Source organism: Roseomonas mucosa ATCC BAA-692 (assembly GCF_000622225.1).
In the GTDB taxonomy this organism is placed as follows: domain Bacteria; phylum Pseudomonadota; class Alphaproteobacteria; order Acetobacterales; family Acetobacteraceae; genus Roseomonas; species Roseomonas mucosa.
The window spans coordinates 119064-137661 of record NZ_JHWD01000010.1 but is presented as its reverse complement, the minus strand read 5'-3'; the positions used below and the strand labels follow the sequence as shown (position 1 = coordinate 137661).

Sequence of the window (18598 nt, the reverse complement as noted above, 5' to 3'; positions counted from 1 at the left end):
GAGGGTTGATCCGTATGGCGTATGCGGCAGGGTCTCATCACGCCATCAAGGACGCGTTCCTCGATCTCGCCGGCGAGGAGGCATGGCTTCAGCGCCTTTCCGACATCAGCGAGGCCTCCCGCCGCCGTTCCTTCAGCGCCCGTGCCCTGCAACAGCGCCATGCCCTCGAACTCGCCCTGGCCCGCATCTTCGGCGGCGAGGCCCAGGCCAGCCTGGGCCGGCCAGGCAGCGCCGCCACCGAGGCGCGGGCGCTGGATTTCGCGCGGGAGGCGGTGGAGCTGGCCGCGACCCTGCCGCCCGGGCCGCGCGACCGGCTGCGCCACCTGCTTGCCGCCGGGCTGACGGGGCAGGCCAATCTCATCCCCCTCTTCCACATGCTGCGGGTGGCGAGCCTTCAGCGCTCGCGCGGCTTCATCGTGCATCATGCAGGCCTGATCGACGGCACGCCGCACGACCTGCTGATCCGGCGGGAGGAGGCGGAGGCGGAGATCGTCTGCGGGACGGCGCTCGCCGACGAGGGGCGTCCCCTGCACCACAGCGGCTGGTGCACGCTGGTGGACCGGGTGAATCCCGACCTGCACACCTGGCTCTCGGCGCATCCGGGCCGCTATGTCCTCAAGGTGACGCTGCCGGACGGCATCCAGGAGCCGGAGCACGTCGCCGAGCTGCACCGGCGTATCACCGCCCTCCTGTCCTCCCGCAAGCGCCACGATGCCGACCAGGCGGCGGTGCTGAAGCTCGATCCGCTGCTGGTCGCCGGGGCGCAGGCCGCGCTGCCCGCGGTGCTGCGCGCCCAGTTCGGCCCCGACACGCATCTCGCCATGGCCGGGGACCCCAGCGGCGGCAACATCCTGGTGATCGCCGCGCGGTCCGGGCGGGAGAACGGCATCGCCGCCGCCCTCTGCCGCCACGCCACCCTGGCGGCCTCCCGCCTCAGCGGCACGCGCCCCGGCATTCTGGCCATGTTCCTGGAGGACCTGAACCGGACGGAATGGCGCAGCCTGCGCGAGAGCCTGGAGCTGGAAGGGGCGGTGCGCCGCTTCCTCACCCAGCCCGCGGCGCGCCATGTGGTCGCGGTGAGCTGCGCCACCCGGATGGAGATGTTCGGCATGGTGCCGCCCGACGCGACTCCCGGTGGCGAGCTGCGCTTCCGCCACCCCTCGCATCCGCAGGGCCGCCTTTCGGCTTTGCTACCCTCGGTTGAGTCGTGCGGCTGATCCCGGCAGACTGCGCCGAATAGTGCGTTCCGGAAAACCTTGCGACTTTATGAATGTTGTTGTTGCAGGCCATTGCCCCGAGGGGCATTGTCGGCACGTTGCAGTGCAAAATTCGGGGAAGGTCGGATGACCGATAGCGAGCTCGAGAACGCACTCGAGGAGTTGGACCGTCTCATTAACGATCCGGAGATCAGAATGGATCCGGATCGCGTCTGGAATCTTCTTGCGCAGCTTCGTACGCAGAACCCTGCCGATGGCGCTGGCAGCCACGTCATGACTGCCACGCCGGCCGTTTCCGTCCAGACCACGGCCTGACGCCCCCGGGGAAGGCACGTCCCTCCCGGATCGATCCCGGCGGCAGGGCTCCGGTTCAGGAGCTCCCGTCCCGGCGGGCGGCGATCAGGAACTCCTTGTTCCCTTCGGGACCGGTGATCGGACTTTCCGTCACCCCGAGAACCGACCAGCCCTCCAGCCCCGTCCACCATTCCCGGATCATGTTGCAGACCCGGCGATGGACGTTCGGGTCGCGCACCACGCCGCCCTTGCCCACGGCATCCGGTCCCGCCTCGAACTGCGGCTTGATCAGCGCGGCGGCCCAGGCCCCGGGCGCCGCGAGGCCGAGCGCCGCCGGCAGGACGGTGCGCAGCCCGATGAAGGACGCGTCGCAGACCACGGCACCCAGGGGCTCCGGGACATGGGTGGCGTCGATGTAGCGGGCGTTCGTCCGCTCCATCACCACCACGCGCGGGTCCTGGCGCAGGCTCCAGGCCAGCTGGCCATGGCCGACATCCACGGCAAAGACCTTCGCCGCCCCGTGCTTCAGCAGCACGTCGGTGAAGCCGCCGGTGGAGGCGCCGACATCAATGCAGGTGCGCCCGTCGGGCTTGAGGCCGAAATGGCCCAGGGCATGGGCCAGCTTGACGCCGCCGCGCGAGACCCAGGGGTGTTCCTGCCCCCGCACCTGGAGGGGCATGTCCGGCTTCACCGGCTGGCCCGGCTTGTCCACCCGTGCCTCGCCGGAAAAGACCTTGCCGGCCAGGATCAGCGCCTGGGCCCGGGTGCGGCTCTCGGCGAGGCCACGGTCCACCAGGGCCTGGTCGGCGCGGGTCTTGCCGGCGGCGGGGCCGGAAGGCGCGCGCGGGGCGGGCGCCCCGGCCTCCGCCTTCCGATCCGCCTTCACGCCCTGGCGGGCGCCAGCGCCGCGCCCCCCGCAGCGGAGCCCAGGGCCGACTGCACCGTCGCCACCACATGGGCGGCGTTCAGCGCGGCCTCGTCGTACTGCTTCCGCGGGTTGTTGTGGTCGATGTAGCGGTCGGGCAGCACCATCGGCCGGAAGCGCAGCCCGCCATCCAGCAGGCCCTTCCAGGCCAGATGCTGCGCCACGAAGCTGCCGAAGCCGCCGACCGAGCCTTCCTCGATCGTCACCAGCACGCCGTGGTGACGGGCCAGCTGCTCCACCAGGGCCGTGTCCAGCGGCTTGGCGAAGCGCGCATCGGCCACGGTGCAGGAAAGCCCCTGCGCCGCCAGCTCGTCCGCCGCCTTCAGGCATTCCGCGAGCCGCGTGCCGTAGGACAGCAGCGCGACCGCCGTGCCCTCGCGCAGGATGCGGCCCTTGCCGATCGGCAGGATCTCGCCCCGCTGCGGCAGGGCGGCGAGCCCGGTGCCCTCGCCGCGCGGATAGCGGAAGGCGATCGGCCCGGCGTCATGGGCCGCCGCCGTGGCCGTCATGTGGACCAGCTCCACCTCGTCGGCCGGGGCCATCAGCACCATGTTCGGCAGGCAGCCGAGATAGGCGATGTCGAAGGACCCCGCATGGGTGGCGCCATCCGCGCCGACCAGCCCGGCCCGGTCCATGGCGAAGCGCACCGGCAGGTTCTGCAGCGCCACGTCGTGCATCACCTGGTCGTAGGCGCGTTGCAGGAAGGTCGAGTAGATCACGCAGAAGGGCTTCATCCCTTCCGTCGCCATGCCGGCGGCGAAGGTGACGCCATGCTGCTCGGCGATGCCCACGTCGAAGGTGCGCTTCGGGAAGCGCTTGCCGAAAAGGTCGAGGCCGGTGCCGGAGGGCATGGCGGCGGTGACCGCCACGATCCGGTCGTCGCGCTCCGCCTCGGCGATCAGCGCATTGGCGAAGACCCTGGTGTAGGCCGGCGGGCCGGGGGGCGCCTTCTGCTGCTCACCCGTGACGACGTTGAACTTCTGCACGCCGTGGTACTTGTCGGGTGCGGATTCCGCCGGGGCGTAGCCCTTGCCCTTCTTGGTCACGACATGCAGCAGGACCGGCTGCCCCTCATCCGCGTCGCGCAGGTTCCGCAGCACCGGCAGCAGCGCGTCGAGGTCGTGGCCGTCGATCGGGCCGACATAGTAGAAGCCCAGCTCCTCGAACAGCGTGCCGCCGGTCAGCAGCCCGCGCGCGTATTCGTCCGCCCGTTCCGCGGCGCGGGCCAGCGGCGCCGGGAAGCGCTTCGCCAGCTTGCCCATCACGTCCCGGATGGAGAGGAAGGGCCGCGAGGAGATGGTGCGCGACAGATAGGCCGAGAGCGCCCCCACCGGCGGGGCGATCGACATGTCGTTGTCGTTGAGCACCACGATCAGGCGGGACTTCATGGCGCCGGCGTTGTTCATGGCCTCGTAGGCCATGCCGGCGCTCATCGCGCCGTCGCCGATCACGGCGATGACGTTGCGCGCGTCGCCCTTCAGGTCTCGCGCCACCGCCATGCCGAGGCCGGCGGAGATCGAGGTCGAGGAATGCGCCGCGCCGAAGGGGTCGTACTCGCTTTCCGACCGCCGGGTGAAGCCGGACAGGCCCCCGGGCTGCCGCAGGGTGCGGATGCGGTCGCGCCGCCCGGTGAGGATCTTGTGCGGGTAGGCCTGGTGGCCGACATCCCAGATCAGCCGGTCGGCCGGCGTGTCGAAGACGGCGTGGATGGCCACCGTCAGCTCGATCACCCCGAGGGAGGCGCCGAGATGCCCCCCCGTGCCGCTCACCGCGTCGATGGTTTCCGCCCGCAGCTCACTGGCGAGTTGGCGGAGCTGTTCGGCCGAAAGGTTGCGCAGGTCCGCCGGGATGCGGACGCGGTCAAGCAGCGGCGTGCTGGGTCGTGACATGGGTCCTCCGGCCGCGTGGATGGTGTCAGTTCCTACGCTGGATCGCGTAGTCGGCGAGCTGGCGCAGAAGTTCCGCCTTCTCCCCGAAGCTGTCGAGATGCCGCCGCGCCTGGGCGACGAGGCGTTCGGCCTGGACCTGGGCGCGTTCGAGGCCGAGCAGGCTGACCAGGGTGGCCTTGCCCGCACCGGCATCCTTGCCGGTGGCCTTGCCCGCCTCCTCCACCGTGGCGGTGGCGTCCAGCAGGTCGTCGGCGATCTGGAAGGCGGCGCCGACATCGTGCCCGTAGGAGCAGAGCACCATGCGCTGCGCGGCGGGCGCCTTGCCCAGGATCGCGCCGGCCTCGGCCGAGAACTCGATCAGCTTGCCGGTCTTGAGCAGTTGCAGCCGCCCGATCTCGGCCTGGGTCATGGGCTCCGTGGCGCTTTCGGCCAGGATGTCGAGCATCTGCCCGCCCACCATGCCGCGCGCGCCGGAGGCCAGGGCCAGGTGCAGGCAGAGCTCCGCCCGCACCGCCGGATCGGGATGCGTGTCGGGCGCCGCCAGCACGGCGAAGGCCTGGGTCTGCAACGCGTCGCCGACCAGGATGGCGGTGGCCTCGTCCCACTGCTTGTGGACGGTGGGCTTGCCGCGGCGGAGGTCGTCGTCGTCCATCGCGGGCAGGTCGTCATGCACCAGCGAATAGGCGTGCAGCATCTCGATGGCGGCGGCGACGCGCAGCGCGGAGGCGCGGGCGACGTTGAACTGCCGCGCGCCCTCCAGCACCAGGAAGCCCCGCATCCGCTTGCCTCCGCCCATGGCGGCATAGCGCATCGCGGCGAAGAGCGGCGCCTCCCGCCCTTCCTCGCGCGGCAGCAGGATGTCGAGCGCCTGCTCGATCTCCCCCTGCGCGGCGGTGAGCGCCATGGTCAGGGATGTCGGCATGGCCTGGCCGCTCATTCCTCGATCTCCCGCAGCGACGGGCCGTTGGGGCCGGGGACGATCGCCTGCACGCGCTGCTCCGCCTCGTTCAGCTTCCGCTCGCAATGGGCCCGCAGGGCGGTGCCGCGGGTGTAGCTGGCGATCGCCGTCTCCAGGGAAGCATCGCCGCGCTCCAGGCTGCGGACGATCTCCTCGAGCTCGCGCAGCGCCTCCTCGAAGGAAAGCGTTTCCACCACGGGCGACGTGTCGTTCATGAACCTCGTTTCCAGAAGCCGGTCCCCGTTATCCATGTCTCAGGCATCCATCAGGGCCCGCACATGCGCGGCCACGGAACGGGCCAGCGCGTCCAGGTCGTAGCCGCCTTCGAGCATGGATACCACCCGCCCACCGCAGACCCGCCTTGCAACCGCGCAAATTTCGCCGGTCACCCAGGCGAAATCCGCTTCCGTCAGGCGGAGATGGGCCAGCGGGTCGCGGGCATGGGCGTCGAAGCCCGCCGAGACCAGGATGAGGCCGGGGGAGAAGCCTTCCACCGCGGGCAGGATACGCTCCGACCAGGCGGCCCGGAACTCGTCGCCCTTGGCGCCCGGCGGCAGGGCGACATTGAGGATATTGCCCATGCCGCGCTCGCTCGCGGCGCCGGTGCCGGGATAGAGCGGCATCTGGTGCGAGGAGGCGAAGAAGACGCTGGGATCGCGCTCGAACACCGCCTGGGTGCCGTTGCCGTGGTGCACGTCAAAATCCAGGATCGCCACCCGTCCCGCGCCGTGCACCTCCTGGGCGTGGCGGGCCGCGACGGCGATGTTCGAGAAGAGGCAGAAGCCCATGGCCCGCGCGGGCTCCGCATGGTGCCCAGGCGGCCGCACGGCGCAGAAGGCCCTGGCGAACTCGCCGCGCATCACCGCATCCACGGCGGCGATTCCGGCCCCGGCGGCGTGCAGCGCGGCCTCGGCGCTGCCCGAGCCCATGGCCGTGTCGCCGTCGATCACCACATGCCCGTCGCCTTCGGGCCGCGTCGCCAGGATGGTGTCCACATAGCTGGCCGGATGCACGCGCATCAGCTGCTCGCGCGTCGCACGGGGCGCTTCCTCCCGCGCCAGCATCGAGAAGCACTGCGCCTCCAGCGCCTCCAGCACCACGCGCAGGCGCGCCGGGCGTTCCATGGCCTCGAAGCCCATGTCGTGACCCAGGCATGCCCGGTGCGTCAGCAACAGAAGATCCACTTGTTCTTCTTCCCCCTGCCCCGGCCCCGGCGGTCTGTCCCCCTGGGCCGGCCCCCCTCCCGCGCCGGGTCAGCCGGCTTCGGACGCGACCGTGTCCTTCCGCTTTCGCAGCGTGAAGCGGTACAGGCCCGCCCCCTCGCTGAAGCTGACGAGCGCATGGCCGGTCTCCCGGGCATAGGCCTGGAAATCCTTGACGCTGGCCGGGTCCGTGGCCAGCACCGTCAGCCGTGCCCCGGCAGGCAGGGATCGAAGGGCCTTGTTCGCCTTCAGCACCGGCAGGGGGCAGCTCAGCCCCTTCACGTCGAGCACCGTCTCGCTCATCGTCGCAATTCCATCACTCCAGCGCCAGGCTGTCCAGCACGGCGGAACCCGCCGGGCCTTCCGGCCGGGCCGGTCACCGGACTGTGTCCGGCTGTGGTCCCTGTCGCGCCCCTCTCTGCCCGGCTCCGTGCCCCGCGTCACGTCCCGCTTCCATGACCACCGGCGGGGTGCCCCGGCGGCACGCGGTCCCGCTTGCCGGCCTCCCCGTCTTGCCGCAGCCTCCGGGGCAGGAGAACGAGGCTGGTCATGCGCATCAAGCTTGGCGTGGATCTGGGTGGCACGAAGACGGAGATCGTCGCCCTGGACGAGGATGGCCGCGTGCGCCTTCGCAGGCGCAGGCCGACACCCCGGGCCTATGACGACATCGTGAACAACATCGCCGCGCTGGTGGCGGAGGCGCAGGCGGAGTTCCAGGGCACCGATGCGAGGCCGACCATCGGCATCGGCATCCCGGGCAGCATCAGCCCCCATACCGGCCTGGTGCGGAACGCCAACACGCAGGAGATGAACGGGCATCCGCTCGACGTCGATCTGGCCAATGCCATCGGCCGCGAGGTCCGGGTCATGAACGACGCCAACTGCCTGGCGATGAGCGAGGCCGCCGACGGGGCGGGCCGGGGCTATCCGGTCGTCTTCGCGGTGATCCTGGGCACGGGCTGCGGCGCCGGCATCGTGGTGAACGGCTATCCGCTGGACGGTCCAAACCGGATCGCCGGCGAATGGGGGCACACCCCCCTGCCCTGGATGCGCGCCGAGGAGATGCCGGGCACCCATTGCTGGTGCGGCAACCCGAACTGCCTGGAGACCTATCTTTCCGGCCCCGGCCTGGCCATCGACACCTATGGTCCCGGCCACCGGGACGCCTCCGCGATCGGCGAGCAGGCCGCCGCCGGCGATGCCATCGCCCGTGCCGGGCTGGAGCGCCACGCCGACCGGCTGGCCCGGGCCCTGGCCAACCTGACGAACATGCTGGACCCGGACGTGATCGTGCTCGGCGGCGGCGTCTCGAATCTGGAGCACTGCTACCACGAGGTGCCGCGCCTGATGGAACCCTGGATCTTCGGGGATTCTCGCCGGATCAACATCGTGCAGGCGAAGCACGGGGACAGTTCGGGCGTCTTCGGCGCCGCCCGGCTCTGGGACCGCGGCTGAAGAACAGGAGCCGAAGTCCTCGCCACCGGAAGCCGGGCGGGAACTTGGCCGCCGAAATGCCCGGCCGGACTTCTTGCCCGTCTCGTGGCGCGATGAGGTGACCGCAACTTGCCGGCAAAGTCTCCGTTAAGCCGGGGAGACCAGCCGGGAGAAGAAGGACCCTGAAACGCAGGGGAATCACTTCTCCACAGGGTCTGCCCAAGGAGACCAACAATGAACAAGACCTTGCTCTCGGCCTGCGCCCTGGCCTTGGCCCTCGGGGCCGGTGCTGCCTCGGCACAGTCGATGCCGGACACCCAGGCCCGGCCGGGCGCCACGCCCCGCGACAACAGCGGCGCAGGTTCCTCCGGCGTCGATACGCCGATGCTGAACCGGCCGGCAACGAGCCGTCCCGGCTATGGCTCCACGCCGCGCGACAACAGCGACGCCGGCTCCTCACGCGTCAACAGCCCCCAGATGAACCGGACCGGCACCACCTATGCCGCCCCGGGATCGACGCCGCGGGATGTCAGCGGCGCCGGTTCCTCGGCGGTGGAGGGCGGCCCCGGCACCGGCCCGGCGCATCTGCGTGGCAATCGCGGCCACACGACCGGTCGCAGTGCCAGCAACGGCGCCTATCTCGGGGGTGGCGGCGTCTATGAACGCGGCCCCGACGGCACCCTGCGTCTCGTGCAGTAATCGGGGGCCACCCCCTTCCTGCCTCGCGGGAAGGGGAACCAGCGGGAGAAGAAAAAGCCGCCACGGGTCCGTGGCGGCTTTTTCGTGTTCCGGCCTCCCTCCGGGGTGATCCCGGCAAGCGGCGGGGCGGAGGGAGGCTCGCCCCGCACGGCCCTTTCAGGCCGGCACCGGGGCCGGCTGGCTCACCGGGGCGGTCCCGGCGAGCTGGGTCTTCACCAGCTCGGCGAAGCGGCCGTTCAGCGCCACCAGCTCGTCAAAGGTGCCGCGTTCCGTGATGTAGCCGGAATCGAACACCATGATCTCGTCCGCGTCCCGGACGGTGGAAAGCCGGTGGGCGATGATGAAGGTGGTACGCCCCGCCATCAGGGCCTTCAGCGCCTTCTGCACCCGGGCCTCGGTGGCGGTGTCGAGTGCGCTCGTCGCCTCGTCCAGGATCAGCACCGGCGGATCCTTCAGCAGCGCGCGGGCGATGGAAAGGCGCTGCTTCTGCCCGCCCGAGAGCGTGCTGCCACGCTCGCCGATGAGCGTTTCGTAGCCCTGGGGCTGGCGCATGATGAAGTCGTGCGCCTCGGCCATGCGGCAGGCGTGCTCGATCTGCTCCTGCGTCGCGTCGGGCCGGCCGATCAGCAGGTTCTCGCGGATGGTGCGGTTGAACAGCATCGAATCCTGGAAGACCACGCCGATATTGCCGCGCAGCGAATTCAGCGAGATGTCCCGCAGGTCGTGCCCATCCAGGGTGATCCGGCCGGAGACCGGGTCCCAGAGCCGCTGGAGCAGCGACATGGCGGTGGACTTGCCGGCGCCGGTCTGGCCGACCAGGGCCAGGGTGCGGCCCTGCGGCGCGGTGAAGGAGACGTCCTTGAGGATCAGCGGACCGCCCGGATAGCCGAAGGCCACGTTCTCGAAGCGCACCTCGCCCTTCGCCTGGACGATATCGACGGCGTTCGGCTTCTCCGGCACGGAGGAGCGGGCATCCAGCACGGCGAACATCTCCGCCAGGGCGGGCATCTGCAGCACGGTCTGCGAGGCGAAGGCCACCGCGCCCTCCATGCGGGAGATCAGCATGTTGGCGAAGCCCATGAAGGAGACGATCTCGCCCACCGTCGCCTGCCCCCGCATGTGCAGCCAGGTGCCGAGCAGGAAGATCAGGATGATGCAGATGGTGGAGCAGGCGCGGGTCATCACCGTCACCACCGCCCACCAGTTCAGCACCGGGAACTGGTGCGCCAGGACCTGCTGGATGGTGTCGCCGAAGGCCCGGGTCTCGGCATTGATCCGGGTGAAGGCCTGCACCACCGTCACGTTCGACAGCGCATCCTGCACATTGCCCGCGAGGCCGGAATGGAGCTTCTCCACATGCTCCTGCGCCGCCTGGGTGCGCTTGATCACGAAGATCGAGACGGTGACGAAGATCACCACCAGGGCCATGAGCAGCAGGCCCAGGCGCCAGTTCAGGAAGAGGGTCAGGGGCAGGAGCACGATGGCCGAGAGGAAGGTCATCAGGTGCTCGCGGAAGAAGCCCAGCCAGAGCGAGAACAGCTTGTCCGAGCCGGAGAGCATGATCTTCATGATCCGGCCGGACTGCGTGTCGCCATGGAAGGACAGCGGCAGCGACAGCACGTGCTGGAAGAAGCGGTGCATCGAGACCAGCCGGTTCCGGTGCGACATCCGGTCCGCCAGCAGCGAGGTCGCGACATTCGCCGCGATCCCGGTGAGGCCCACCGCCCCCCAGACCACCAGCAAGGCCATGGCCTGGCGCCAGATCTCGCTGGCGGGCAGGCGGCCGGAGGCGGAAAGGACGTCCACCACCCGCCCGAACAGGACAGGCTCCAGGAACTGCAGCCCGGCCAGGGCCAGAGCGGAGAAGGCGAGGCCGATCGCGACCCATTTGTCTGGCGCCAGGAGACCCAGCACCCTGGCGTAGAGGCGGATGAAATGCATGCGGCTCCCTCACCTTGCCGGCACAAACTCCGTCAGCCGGCGATGGGCCGCAAGCCCGGGGCACGCCGGCCGGTCAGGGCGGGAACGCGTCATCCCCGCTTCGGCTGACCATGCCGGGCCGCCTTTTTTTCCATCGGTGCGCGGCGCCCGGCCCGACATGCCGCGCGAGGCGCCGCCGATGGCGCAAGCGCGGCCAGGTGGCCGGGCCGCGAAGCCCACCGCCAGCCGGAATGGGCGAGCCGGAACCGGATCGCCCCATGGGAACGCGCCAGCCGGAAGGAGGAACCTCCGGAGCGGCGCAGCAGATCCTACTTCGGTGCCAGGACCATGATCATCTGGCGGTTCTCCAGGCGCGGCATGGATTCCACCTTCACGGTGTCGCCCAGCTCGGTCCGGATCCGCTCCAGCACCTTGGCACCCAGATCCTGGTGCGCCATCTCGCGGCCGCGGAAACGAAGCGTCACCTTGACCTTGTCGCCTTCCTCGATGAAGGAGCGCGCGGCGCGCATCTTCACCTCGTAGTCGTGGTCATCGATGTTCGGCCGTACCTTGATCTCCTTGATCTCGACGACCTTCTGCTTCTTGCGGGCCTCGTTGGCCTTCTTCTGCTGCTCGTACTTGTACTTGCCGTAGTCGGTGATCTTGCAGACCGGCGGATCGGCGTTCGGGCTGATCTCCAGGAGATCCATTCCCACATCATAGGCACGCAGCAGGGCCTCGCGCGCGCTCATCACGCCGAGCATCTCGCCGTCCTGATCGATCAGGCGGACCTGCGGGACGCGGATATCCTCGTTCACCCGCGGACCGTCGCGGGTGGGAAGCTGGTTCGGAATAGGGCCTCGGGCCAGGGTTAGCTCCTGTTACGGTTTCGTAGGGATGATTTTATGGTGCGCGGCTCAGGCCGCTGCAACCATGTTCTCGCGCTTGGCATCGGGCGGGGCGGCTTCCGCCGCCAGCTTCGCCACGGCCTCGTCCAGGGACAGGGTCTCCTGTTCACGCCCGGGCAGGCGGCGCAGCACGATCTTCCCTTCCTCGGCCTCGCGCCGCCCGATCACCACCATCAGCGGCACGCGGCCCGCAATATGGTCCGCCACCTTGCGGTTGATCTTCTCGTTGCGCGTGTCGAGCTCCACCCGGAGCCCGGCGGCACGCAGCGCCTGTCCCACCTGCTCGGCATAGGCATCGGCATCGCTGACGATGGTCGCCACCACCACCTGCACCGGCGCGAGCCAGAGCGGGAAGCGGCCGGCATGCTGCTCGATCAGGATGCCGATGAAGCGCTCGAAGCTGCCCAGGATGGCGCGGTGCAGCATGACCGGGCGCTTGCGGCTGCCGTCCTCGGCCACGTACTCGGCGTCCAGGCGCTCCGGCAGCACGAAATCCACCTGCAGCGTGCCGCACTGCCAGTCGCGGCCGATCGCGTCGCGGAGCACGAATTCCAGCTTCGGGCCGTAGAAGGCGCCCTCCCCCGGGTTCATCTCGTATTCCACATTGGCGATGCGGCAGGCCTCGTGCAGCGCGCCTTCCGCGTGGTCCCAGACCTCGTCCGTCCCGGCGCGCTTCCCCGGGCGGTCGGAGAACTTCACCCGGAAGTTCTCGAAGCCCAGGTCGCGGTAGATGGCGGAGAGCAGCGCCACGAACTTGACCGTCTCGCCCGCGATCTGCTCCTCGGTGCAGAAGATGTGCGCGTCGTCCTGGGTGAAGGAGCGCACCCGCATGATGCCGTGCAGCGCGCCCGAGGGCTCGTAGCGGTGGCAGGCGCCGAACTCGGCCATGCGCAGCGGCAGCTCGCGGTAGCTGCGCAGGCCCTGGTTGAAGATCTGCACGTGGCAGGGGCAGTTCATCGGCTTCAGCGCGAGGACGCGGTCCTTCTCGGATTCGTCCTCGACGGTCGCGATGAACATGTTCTCGCGGAACTTCTCCCAGTGGCCGGAAGCGATCCAGAGCTTGCGGTCCACGAGCTGCGGGGTGCGGACCTCCTGGTAGTCCGCATCGTCCAGCCGGCGGCGCATGTAGTCCTCCAGCGCCCGGTAGAGCTTCCAGCCCTTCGGGTGCCAGAAGATGGAGCCGACCGCTTCCTCCTGGAGGTGGAAGAGGTCCATCTCCTTGCCGATCTTGCGGTGGTCGCGGCGCTCGGCCTCCTCCAGCCGGAGCAGATAGGCATCCAGCTCCTTCTGGTCGCGCCAGGCGGTGGCGTAGATGCGGGACAGCATGGCGTTGCGGTGGTCGCCACGCCAATAGGCCCCGGCCACCTTCATCAGCTTGAAGGCGGAGCCGATATCGCCAGTCGAGCGCATATGCGGCCCGCGGCAGAGGTCGAGCCAATCGCCCTGGCGGTAGATGCTGATCGGCACGTCCGCCGGCAGGTCACGGATCAGCTCGGCCTTGTAGCGCTCGCCCTTCTCCTCGAAGAAGCGGATCGCTTCCTCGCGCGGCCAGACCTCGCGCACGAAGCCCGCGTTGCGCGCGACGATCTCGCGCATCTTCGCCTCGATCGCCGGGAAGTCCTCCGGGGTGAAGGGCTCGTTGCGGGCGAAATCGTAGTAGAAGCCGTCCTCGATCGCCGGGCCGATGGTGACCTGGGTGCCGGGGAAGAGCTCCTGCACCGCCTCGGCCAGCACATGCGCCGCGTCGTGCCGGATCAGCTCCAGCGCCTCCGGGTCCTTGCGGGTGACGAAGCGGAGGCTGGAATCCACCTCGACCGGGGTGGCGAGGTCCACCAGCTTCCCGTCCAGCTCCATGGCGAGCGCCGCCTTGGCGAGGCCGGGACCGATGGCGGCCGCGACCGTCGTGCCCGTCACCGCCCCGTCGAAAGAACGGGTGGATCCGTCGGGCAGAGTGATCACGGGCATGGGCGCGGGCCGTTCCTTGCGTGGGGAGGGGTGTGAAACAAGGCGCGACCTTTGGGACCGCGCCCGCAACACGTCAAGGTGGGGCAGATGGTGACGGTGCCGGCAGCACGTCCAGGCCGCGCAGGGCTGTCATGACGGCAGCGGGGTCCAGGCTGTCCAGCGGCAGGCGTTGCAGCGACGCCGCCCTGTCCCCGCGCGGCGCGGTGAGCGCAGGATCGCTGTCCGCGCCGAACAGGGTCAGGGTCGGGCTGCCCACCGCCGCCGCCAGATGGGTGGGGCCGGTGTCGTTGCCCACGGTGAAGGCGGCCCGGCGGAGCAGCGCCGCCAGCTCGAAGAGCGAGGTGCGGCCGGTCAGGTCGATGGCGTCCGGCCGCCCCGCGCGCACCGCTCTGGCCAGCGGTGCCTCGGAGGGGCCGCCCACCACCACGGATGGCAGGGGCAGCAGCGCCGCCAGTGCCGGGAAATGCGGCCAGCGCTTGGCCGGGCGGCTCGGGCTGGCGCCCGGTACCAGCGCGGCGAAGCGTTCCGGCAGGCCGAGATGCGACAGGTCGGCATCCAGCCAGCCCAGATCCGGCGGCGGGAAGTCGTGGATGCCGGCCATCTCCAGCTGTTCCCGCTGCCGTTCCAGCGTGTGCATGGAATCGCGCAGCGGATTGCTGTGCGGATGACTGGCGCCGCGCGCGATGCCCGACCACTCGGGACGGCCGCCGACCAGCAGGCGGTAGCGCGAGGAGCGCCCCGAGGTTTGCAGGTCATAGACCCGGTCGAAGCGCCCGGCCCGCAGCCGGCGCGCGAGGCGCAGCAGGCCGGCGGGCCCGCTCGGCCGCTCGTCCTGCCAGACCTCGTCGAACCAGGGCATGTGCCGGGTGAAGTCCACGAAGGCCTTCGTGGTCAGCAGGGTGACATGGGCGCCCGGATGATGCGCGCGGATCGCCGCGAAGGGGCCGAGGGCCAGCACGACGTCGCCCAGGGCCGAGAGCTTGATGACCAGGATCCTCACAGCAGCTCCCGATACACGTCCAGCGTCGCCGCCTGCATCGCGGCGGTGGTGTAGCGCGCCAGCACCGCCGCCCGCGCCGCCGCGCCGATCGCCGCGAGCGCGTCCGGCGGCAGGGCCAGGGCGCGGCGGATCGCCCCGGCCAGCGCCGCCGGGTCGTCGGGCGGCACGCGCCAGCCGGTGACGCCCTCCTCCACCGTCTCGCGCGGGGCGCCGAGATCGGCGGCGATCACCGGCACCCGCATGGCCTGGGCCTCGATCACCGTGCGGCCGAAGGGCTCCGGCTTGGTGCTGGCATGCACCGCGAGGTTGGCCAGCATCAGCGCCGCCGGCATGTCGCGGGTGATGCCGGGCAGCAGCAGGCGGTCGCCGAGGCCCAGCGTGGCGGCGTCGCGCTCCAGCTCGGCGCGGTAGTCGCCCTCGCCCACCAGGATGCCGGTGGGCCCGTCCTCGCCGAGCCGCGACAAGGCGGTGAGGAAGGTGCCCTGCCCTTTCCAGCGGCTGAGGCGGCCGGGCAGCATCACCACCGGGTGCCGTTCCGGCACGCCCCAGGCGGCGCGCAGCGCGGCGATGCGTTCCGGTGGGATGGCGTCGGGATCGAAGGCGGAGACATCCACCCCGCGCGGGATCAGCCGCAGCCGGTCCGGGCCGATGCCGTGGCGCCGGCGGATCACCTCGGCCACGTGCTCGCTGATGGCGATCACCCGGTCGCCGCGCACCATGACCGAGTTGTAGAGGCGCTTGCCGGGGAAATCCTCGCTGTAGACGCCGTGATAGGTGGTAACGAAGCGCACCCCCGTCCGCCGCGCCGCCCAGAAGGCCGACCAGGCCGGGAAGCGGGAGCGCGCATGCACGATCCGCACCCCCTCCGCCCGGATCAGCCGCGCCAGCGCCCCGGCATTGGCCACCAGCGCGGCGGGGGATTTCCGGTCCAGCGGCAGGGTGACGTGGCGGCCGCCCACCGCCTCCACCTCGCGCGCCATCGCGCCGCCGGCGGAAGCCACCAGGGCACGGTAGCCGGCCCGGGCGATGGCCTGGGCGATCTCCACCGTGCCGCGCTCCACGCCGCCGGAATGCAGCGCGGGCAGGACCTGGAGGATGGCGGGGGGAGTGGGCATCGTGCCGCCGCTGTAATGCCTAATCGGCGGGCTTGGAACCGTCCGGCGCCGGCCCGCCCGCTTGGCGGCCCCCTGCCTCGCCTCTACAGTCCTGAAAAGACGGGAGAGGAACCGCACCCATGCAGGCAGCGACCATGCAGGCATCCCCCATGCAGGCAGCCCTGCCGCAGGACTGGCGCGAGGGCCATTTCGCCTTGCGGCTCGACACGCCGGCGGGGCCGGTCGCCGTCGCACTGCGCCAGGGGCGGGCCTATGACATGACCCCCGCCTTCGGCACGGTCAGCGCCTGGCTGAACGAGGCCGACCCCCTCGGCGCCATCGAGGCGCGGGGCGAGCCCCTGGCGCTGGACCCGGAGGCGGCGCTGGCGGAGGGCCGGTTCCTGGCCCCGGTGGACCTGCAGGCGATCAAGGCCTGCGGCGTGACCTATGTGCGCTCCATGCTGGAACGGGTGATCGAGGAGCGCTGCCGCGGCGATGCCTCCCGCGCCGAGGCGGTGCGGGCCGAGGTGCGCGGCATCATCGGCGAGGACCTCGCCGCCCTGGTGCCGGGCAGCGAGGAGGCGATGCGGCTGAAGGAGGCGCTCGTCGCCAAGGGCTGGTGGAGCCAGTACCTGGAGGTTGGCATCGGGCCGGATGCCGAGGTCTTCACCAAGTGCCAGCCCCTGGCGGCGGTCGGCCCCGCCGCGCCGATCGGCGTGCATCCCGCCTCCGCCTGGTCGAACCCGGAGCCGGAGGCGGTGCTCTGCGTCAACGCGCGGGGCGAGATCCTGGGCACCACCCTGGGCAACGACGTGAACCTGCGCGACATCGAGGGACGTTCGGCGCTGCTGCTCGGCCGGGCCAAGGACAACAACGCCGCCACGGCCCTCGGCCCGGCGATCCGCCTCTTCGATTCCGGCTTCACACTGGAGGATGTCCGCCGCGCGGAGATCGCGCTGCGAATCGAGGGCGAGGACGGCTTCGTGCTGGACGAGGCCGGTGCGGTCGGCGCGATCAGCCGCGACCCGGCCGATCTCGTGGCCCAGGCGGCCAACGCGCACCACCAGTATCCGGACGGCTTCGTGCTCTTCCTCGGCACGCCCTTCTCGCCCGGCAAGGACCGCTCCACCCCCGGCGGCGGATTCACCCATGTCCCGGGGGACAGGGTCCGCATCGCCTCCGGGCGGCTTGGCGCATTGTGCAACCAGGTGGCGCGGACGGACGAGTGCCCGCCCTGGCGCTTCGGCGCGGGTGCCCTGTTCCGTTCCCTGGCCGCCCGTGGACTGCCGAGGACCGCATCATGATGGAAGAATTCGGCCGCCTCGACCGTGGCGACGGCGTGGAACTGGCCTGGGCGGCCCTGCGGGGCACAGGGCCGACGGTGGTCTTCCTGGGCGGCTACCGTTCCGACATGGAGGGCACCAAGGCGCTCTACCTGCGGGAGCGCTGCTCCGAGCGCGGGCAGGCCTTCCTGCGGCTGGACTATTCGGGCCATGGCAGCAGCGGCGGCCGCTTCGAGGACGGCACCATCACGCGCTGGACCGCCGACGCCGCGGCGGTGATCGATGCCCGCGCGCCGGAGGAGCCGCTGATCCTGGTGGGCTCCTCCATGGGCGGGTGGATCGCCCTGCTCCTGGCCAGGCTCTGGGGCGAGGAGCGCGTGCATGGCGTGCTGGGCATCGCCGCCGCGCCCGATTTCACCGAGGTGCTGATCCCGGACGAGCTGACCGAGGAGGACCGCCTCGCCCTGGCCCGCGACGGCGTGACCTACCGCCCCTCCGACTATGGCGACCCGATGCCCTTCACCGCCGCCCTGCTGGAGGACGGAAGGAACAACCTGCTGCTGGGGCGGCCCCTGGGCTACACCAACCCGGTGAAGCTCCTCCAGGGCATGCGGGATGCCGAAGTGCCCTGGCGCCACGCGCTGCGGATCGTGGAGGCGGTGGAAGGCCCCGCCGTGTCGCTCACGCTGGTGAAGGACGGCGACCACCGCCTGTCGCGCCCCGCCGATCTCGCCCTGCTCTGGCGCAGCCTGAACGGCCTGCTCCGGCCGGAGGGCACCTGACGGAGCAGGCCGCCGTCACGCTTCCGGGCCGTCACCCTGTTCCGCGAGGATCTGCCGCAGCCCCTCGCGATAGCTGGGATAGCGCCATTCCAGGCCGAGCGCCGCCTTGGTCCGCGCATTGGCCACGAGCCGGTGCTCCGACCAGAAGGACCTTGCCATGGGCGACATCCCCGCCCAGGCCTCATCGAAGGGGATGGCCGGCGGCGGCGGCAGGCCGAGCAGCCGGGCCGCCTCCTCCGCCACCAGCGCCGGTTCCGCCGGCCCGTCATCCACCAGGTGCAGCACCCTGGGAACGGTCTCCAGCGGGCCGCCGCCCCCCGGCGCCGGGGCCGGGCATGTCTCCATCGCGGCCAGCACCGCGCGGGCGATGTCGCCGCGGTGGATGCGGCCGAAGGCATGGCCAGGCCTGATCACCCGCCGTGCCTTTCCGGCGCGGACCTCGTCCAGCGCGCTGCGCCCGGGACCGTAGATCCCACCCGTGCGGAACAGGTCGAGCCAGGCCCGCCCGGCCAGGGCCGCCTCCCAGGCCAGTTCCGCCTGCCGCCGCCGCCGGGAGCGCGGCTGCCCCGGCGCGGGCGGTGTCGCCTCGTCCACCCAGGCGCCGCCGCGATCGCCATAGACGCCCGTGGTGGAAAAATAGCCGACCCAGCGCAGCCCCGCCTCCAGCCCGGCGCGGAGCGCTTCGCCATGCCGCGCCAGCACCGGGTCGCCTTCCTCGCCGGGCGGGATGGTGATCAGGAGATGCGTCGCGGCGGCGATCGCCGGGCCGGCGGAATCGAAGGGGATCGCCGGCACGCGCCCCGCCTCCGCTCCGGACGGGACGCGGCGATGGGTGCCCCGGACGGCGAGGCCGCGCGCCAGCGCGGCTTGCGCGATGGCCTCGCCGGCATAGCCCAGGCCCAGGATCAGCAGGTTCGGGGAAGAGTCGGATGCCATCGGGACGGCATGTGGCGTGCTCCCCTGCTGCTGGCTAGGTCCGCCCCGCCCCTGTTCCGCCCGCAGGACGTTGCCGCAGAATCACGCTTTCG

The 18598-nt window shown here is 71.0% G+C and carries 18 protein-coding genes; 6 read left to right on the top strand and 12 right to left on the bottom strand.

What is annotated here, in order from left to right:
• Positions 1–5: 5 nt before the first annotated feature.
• Positions 6–1217: a hypothetical protein gene (locus BT98_RS24245; RefSeq protein WP_139323292.1), complete on the top strand. Its 1212-nt coding sequence runs from the start codon at positions 6–8 to the stop codon at positions 1215–1217.
• Between the two features lie 126 nt (positions 1218–1343).
• Positions 1344–1532 carry a hypothetical protein gene (locus tag BT98_RS27805; protein ID WP_019461447.1) on the top strand — a complete coding sequence of 63 codons (189 nt, stop codon included), beginning with the start codon at positions 1344–1346 and terminating at the stop codon, positions 1530–1532.
• A gap of 55 nt (positions 1533–1587) precedes the next feature.
• Here BT98_RS27805 and BT98_RS0112515 read toward each other — a convergent pair whose 3' ends face one another.
• The 6 genes from BT98_RS0112515 to BT98_RS0112490 form a co-directional block, all read right to left on the bottom strand.
• Positions 1588–2397, bottom strand: coding sequence for a TlyA family RNA methyltransferase (locus BT98_RS0112515; protein ID WP_265886014.1), 810 nt, complete (start codon positions 2395–2397; stop codon positions 1588–1590).
• Positions 2394–4325, bottom strand: a complete 1932-nt coding sequence (gene dxs / locus BT98_RS0112510; protein ID WP_019461445.1) for a 1-deoxy-D-xylulose-5-phosphate synthase — start codon at positions 4323–4325, stop codon at positions 2394–2396. The genes BT98_RS0112515 and dxs overlap by 4 nt, the downstream gene beginning before the upstream one ends.
• Positions 4326–4350: 25 nt before the next feature.
• Positions 4351–5262, bottom strand: a complete 912-nt coding sequence (locus BT98_RS0112505) for a polyprenyl synthetase family protein (protein WP_019461444.1) — start codon at positions 5260–5262, stop codon at positions 4351–4353.
• A complete protein-coding gene (gene xseB / locus BT98_RS0112500; RefSeq protein WP_026033252.1) occupies positions 5259–5498 on the bottom strand; it encodes an exodeoxyribonuclease VII small subunit in 240 nt (79 codons plus the stop codon). The genes BT98_RS0112505 and xseB overlap by 4 nt, the downstream gene beginning before the upstream one ends.
• Before the next feature lie 39 nt (positions 5499–5537).
• Positions 5538–6467: a histone deacetylase family protein gene (locus tag BT98_RS0112495; RefSeq protein WP_026033251.1), complete on the bottom strand. Its 930-nt coding sequence runs from the start codon at positions 6465–6467 to the stop codon at positions 5538–5540.
• Positions 6468–6536: 69 nt separating this feature from the next.
• On the bottom strand, positions 6537–6788 hold the full coding sequence (locus tag BT98_RS0112490) for a sulfurtransferase TusA family protein (RefSeq protein WP_019461441.1): 252 nt from the start codon (positions 6786–6788) through the stop codon (positions 6537–6539).
• A 246-nt stretch (positions 6789–7034) separates the two neighbouring features.
• Between BT98_RS0112490 and BT98_RS0112485 the strand changes: the two genes are divergently transcribed.
• A complete protein-coding gene (locus tag BT98_RS0112485) occupies positions 7035–7940 on the top strand; it encodes an ROK family protein (protein WP_019461440.1) in 906 nt (301 codons plus the stop codon).
• A 213-nt stretch (positions 7941–8153) separates the two neighbouring features.
• Positions 8154–8618: a hypothetical protein gene (locus tag BT98_RS0112480; protein ID WP_019461439.1), complete on the top strand. Its 465-nt coding sequence runs from the start codon at positions 8154–8156 to the stop codon at positions 8616–8618.
• Between the two features lie 156 nt (positions 8619–8774).
• Here BT98_RS0112480 and BT98_RS0112475 read toward each other — a convergent pair whose 3' ends face one another.
• The 5 genes from BT98_RS0112475 to BT98_RS0112455 all read right to left on the bottom strand — a co-directional run bounded on the left by BT98_RS0112475 (position 8775) and on the right by BT98_RS0112455 (position 15526).
• Positions 8775–10559, bottom strand: coding sequence for a glucan ABC transporter ATP-binding protein/ permease (locus BT98_RS0112475; protein WP_019461438.1), 1785 nt, complete (start codon positions 10557–10559; stop codon positions 8775–8777).
• A gap of 308 nt (positions 10560–10867) precedes the next feature.
• On the bottom strand, positions 10868–11392 hold the full coding sequence (gene infC / locus BT98_RS0112470) for a translation initiation factor IF-3 (RefSeq protein ID WP_026033249.1): 525 nt from the start codon (positions 11390–11392) through the stop codon (positions 10868–10870).
• Between the two features lie 63 nt (positions 11393–11455).
• A complete protein-coding gene (thrS, locus tag BT98_RS0112465; RefSeq protein ID WP_019461436.1) occupies positions 11456–13411 on the bottom strand; it encodes a threonine--tRNA ligase in 1956 nt (651 codons plus the stop codon).
• Between the two features lie 73 nt (positions 13412–13484).
• Positions 13485–14411 carry a glycosyltransferase family 9 protein gene (locus BT98_RS0112460; protein WP_019461435.1) on the bottom strand — a complete coding sequence of 309 codons (927 nt, stop codon included), beginning with the start codon at positions 14409–14411 and terminating at the stop codon, positions 13485–13487.
• Positions 14408–15526 carry a glycosyltransferase family 4 protein gene (locus BT98_RS0112455; protein WP_019461434.1) on the bottom strand — a complete coding sequence of 373 codons (1119 nt, stop codon included), beginning with the start codon at positions 15524–15526 and terminating at the stop codon, positions 14408–14410. Before BT98_RS0112455 ends, BT98_RS0112460 begins: the two co-directional genes overlap by 4 nt.
• A 119-nt stretch (positions 15527–15645) precedes the next feature.
• On the opposite strand from BT98_RS0112455, the gene BT98_RS0112450 reads away from it, so the two are divergent.
• Together BT98_RS0112450 and BT98_RS0112445 are read left to right on the top strand one after the other, a co-directional pair.
• Complete coding sequence (locus tag BT98_RS0112450; protein ID WP_019461433.1) at positions 15646–16809, top strand: fumarylacetoacetate hydrolase family protein; 1164 nt, start codon at positions 15646–15648, stop codon at positions 16807–16809.
• Positions 16806–17570 (top strand): alpha/beta hydrolase, encoded by a 765-nt coding sequence (locus tag BT98_RS0112445; RefSeq protein WP_019461432.1) that lies wholly within the window; start codon positions 16806–16808, stop codon positions 17568–17570. Before BT98_RS0112450 ends, BT98_RS0112445 begins: the two co-directional genes overlap by 4 nt.
• Positions 17571–17585: 15 nt before the next feature.
• Here the strand turns inward: BT98_RS0112445 and BT98_RS0112440 are convergent, their stop codons facing one another.
• Positions 17586–18506 carry a Rossmann-fold NAD(P)-binding domain-containing protein gene (locus tag BT98_RS0112440; protein WP_019461431.1) on the bottom strand — a complete coding sequence of 307 codons (921 nt, stop codon included), beginning with the start codon at positions 18504–18506 and terminating at the stop codon, positions 17586–17588.
• Positions 18507–18598 lie beyond the last annotated feature (92 nt).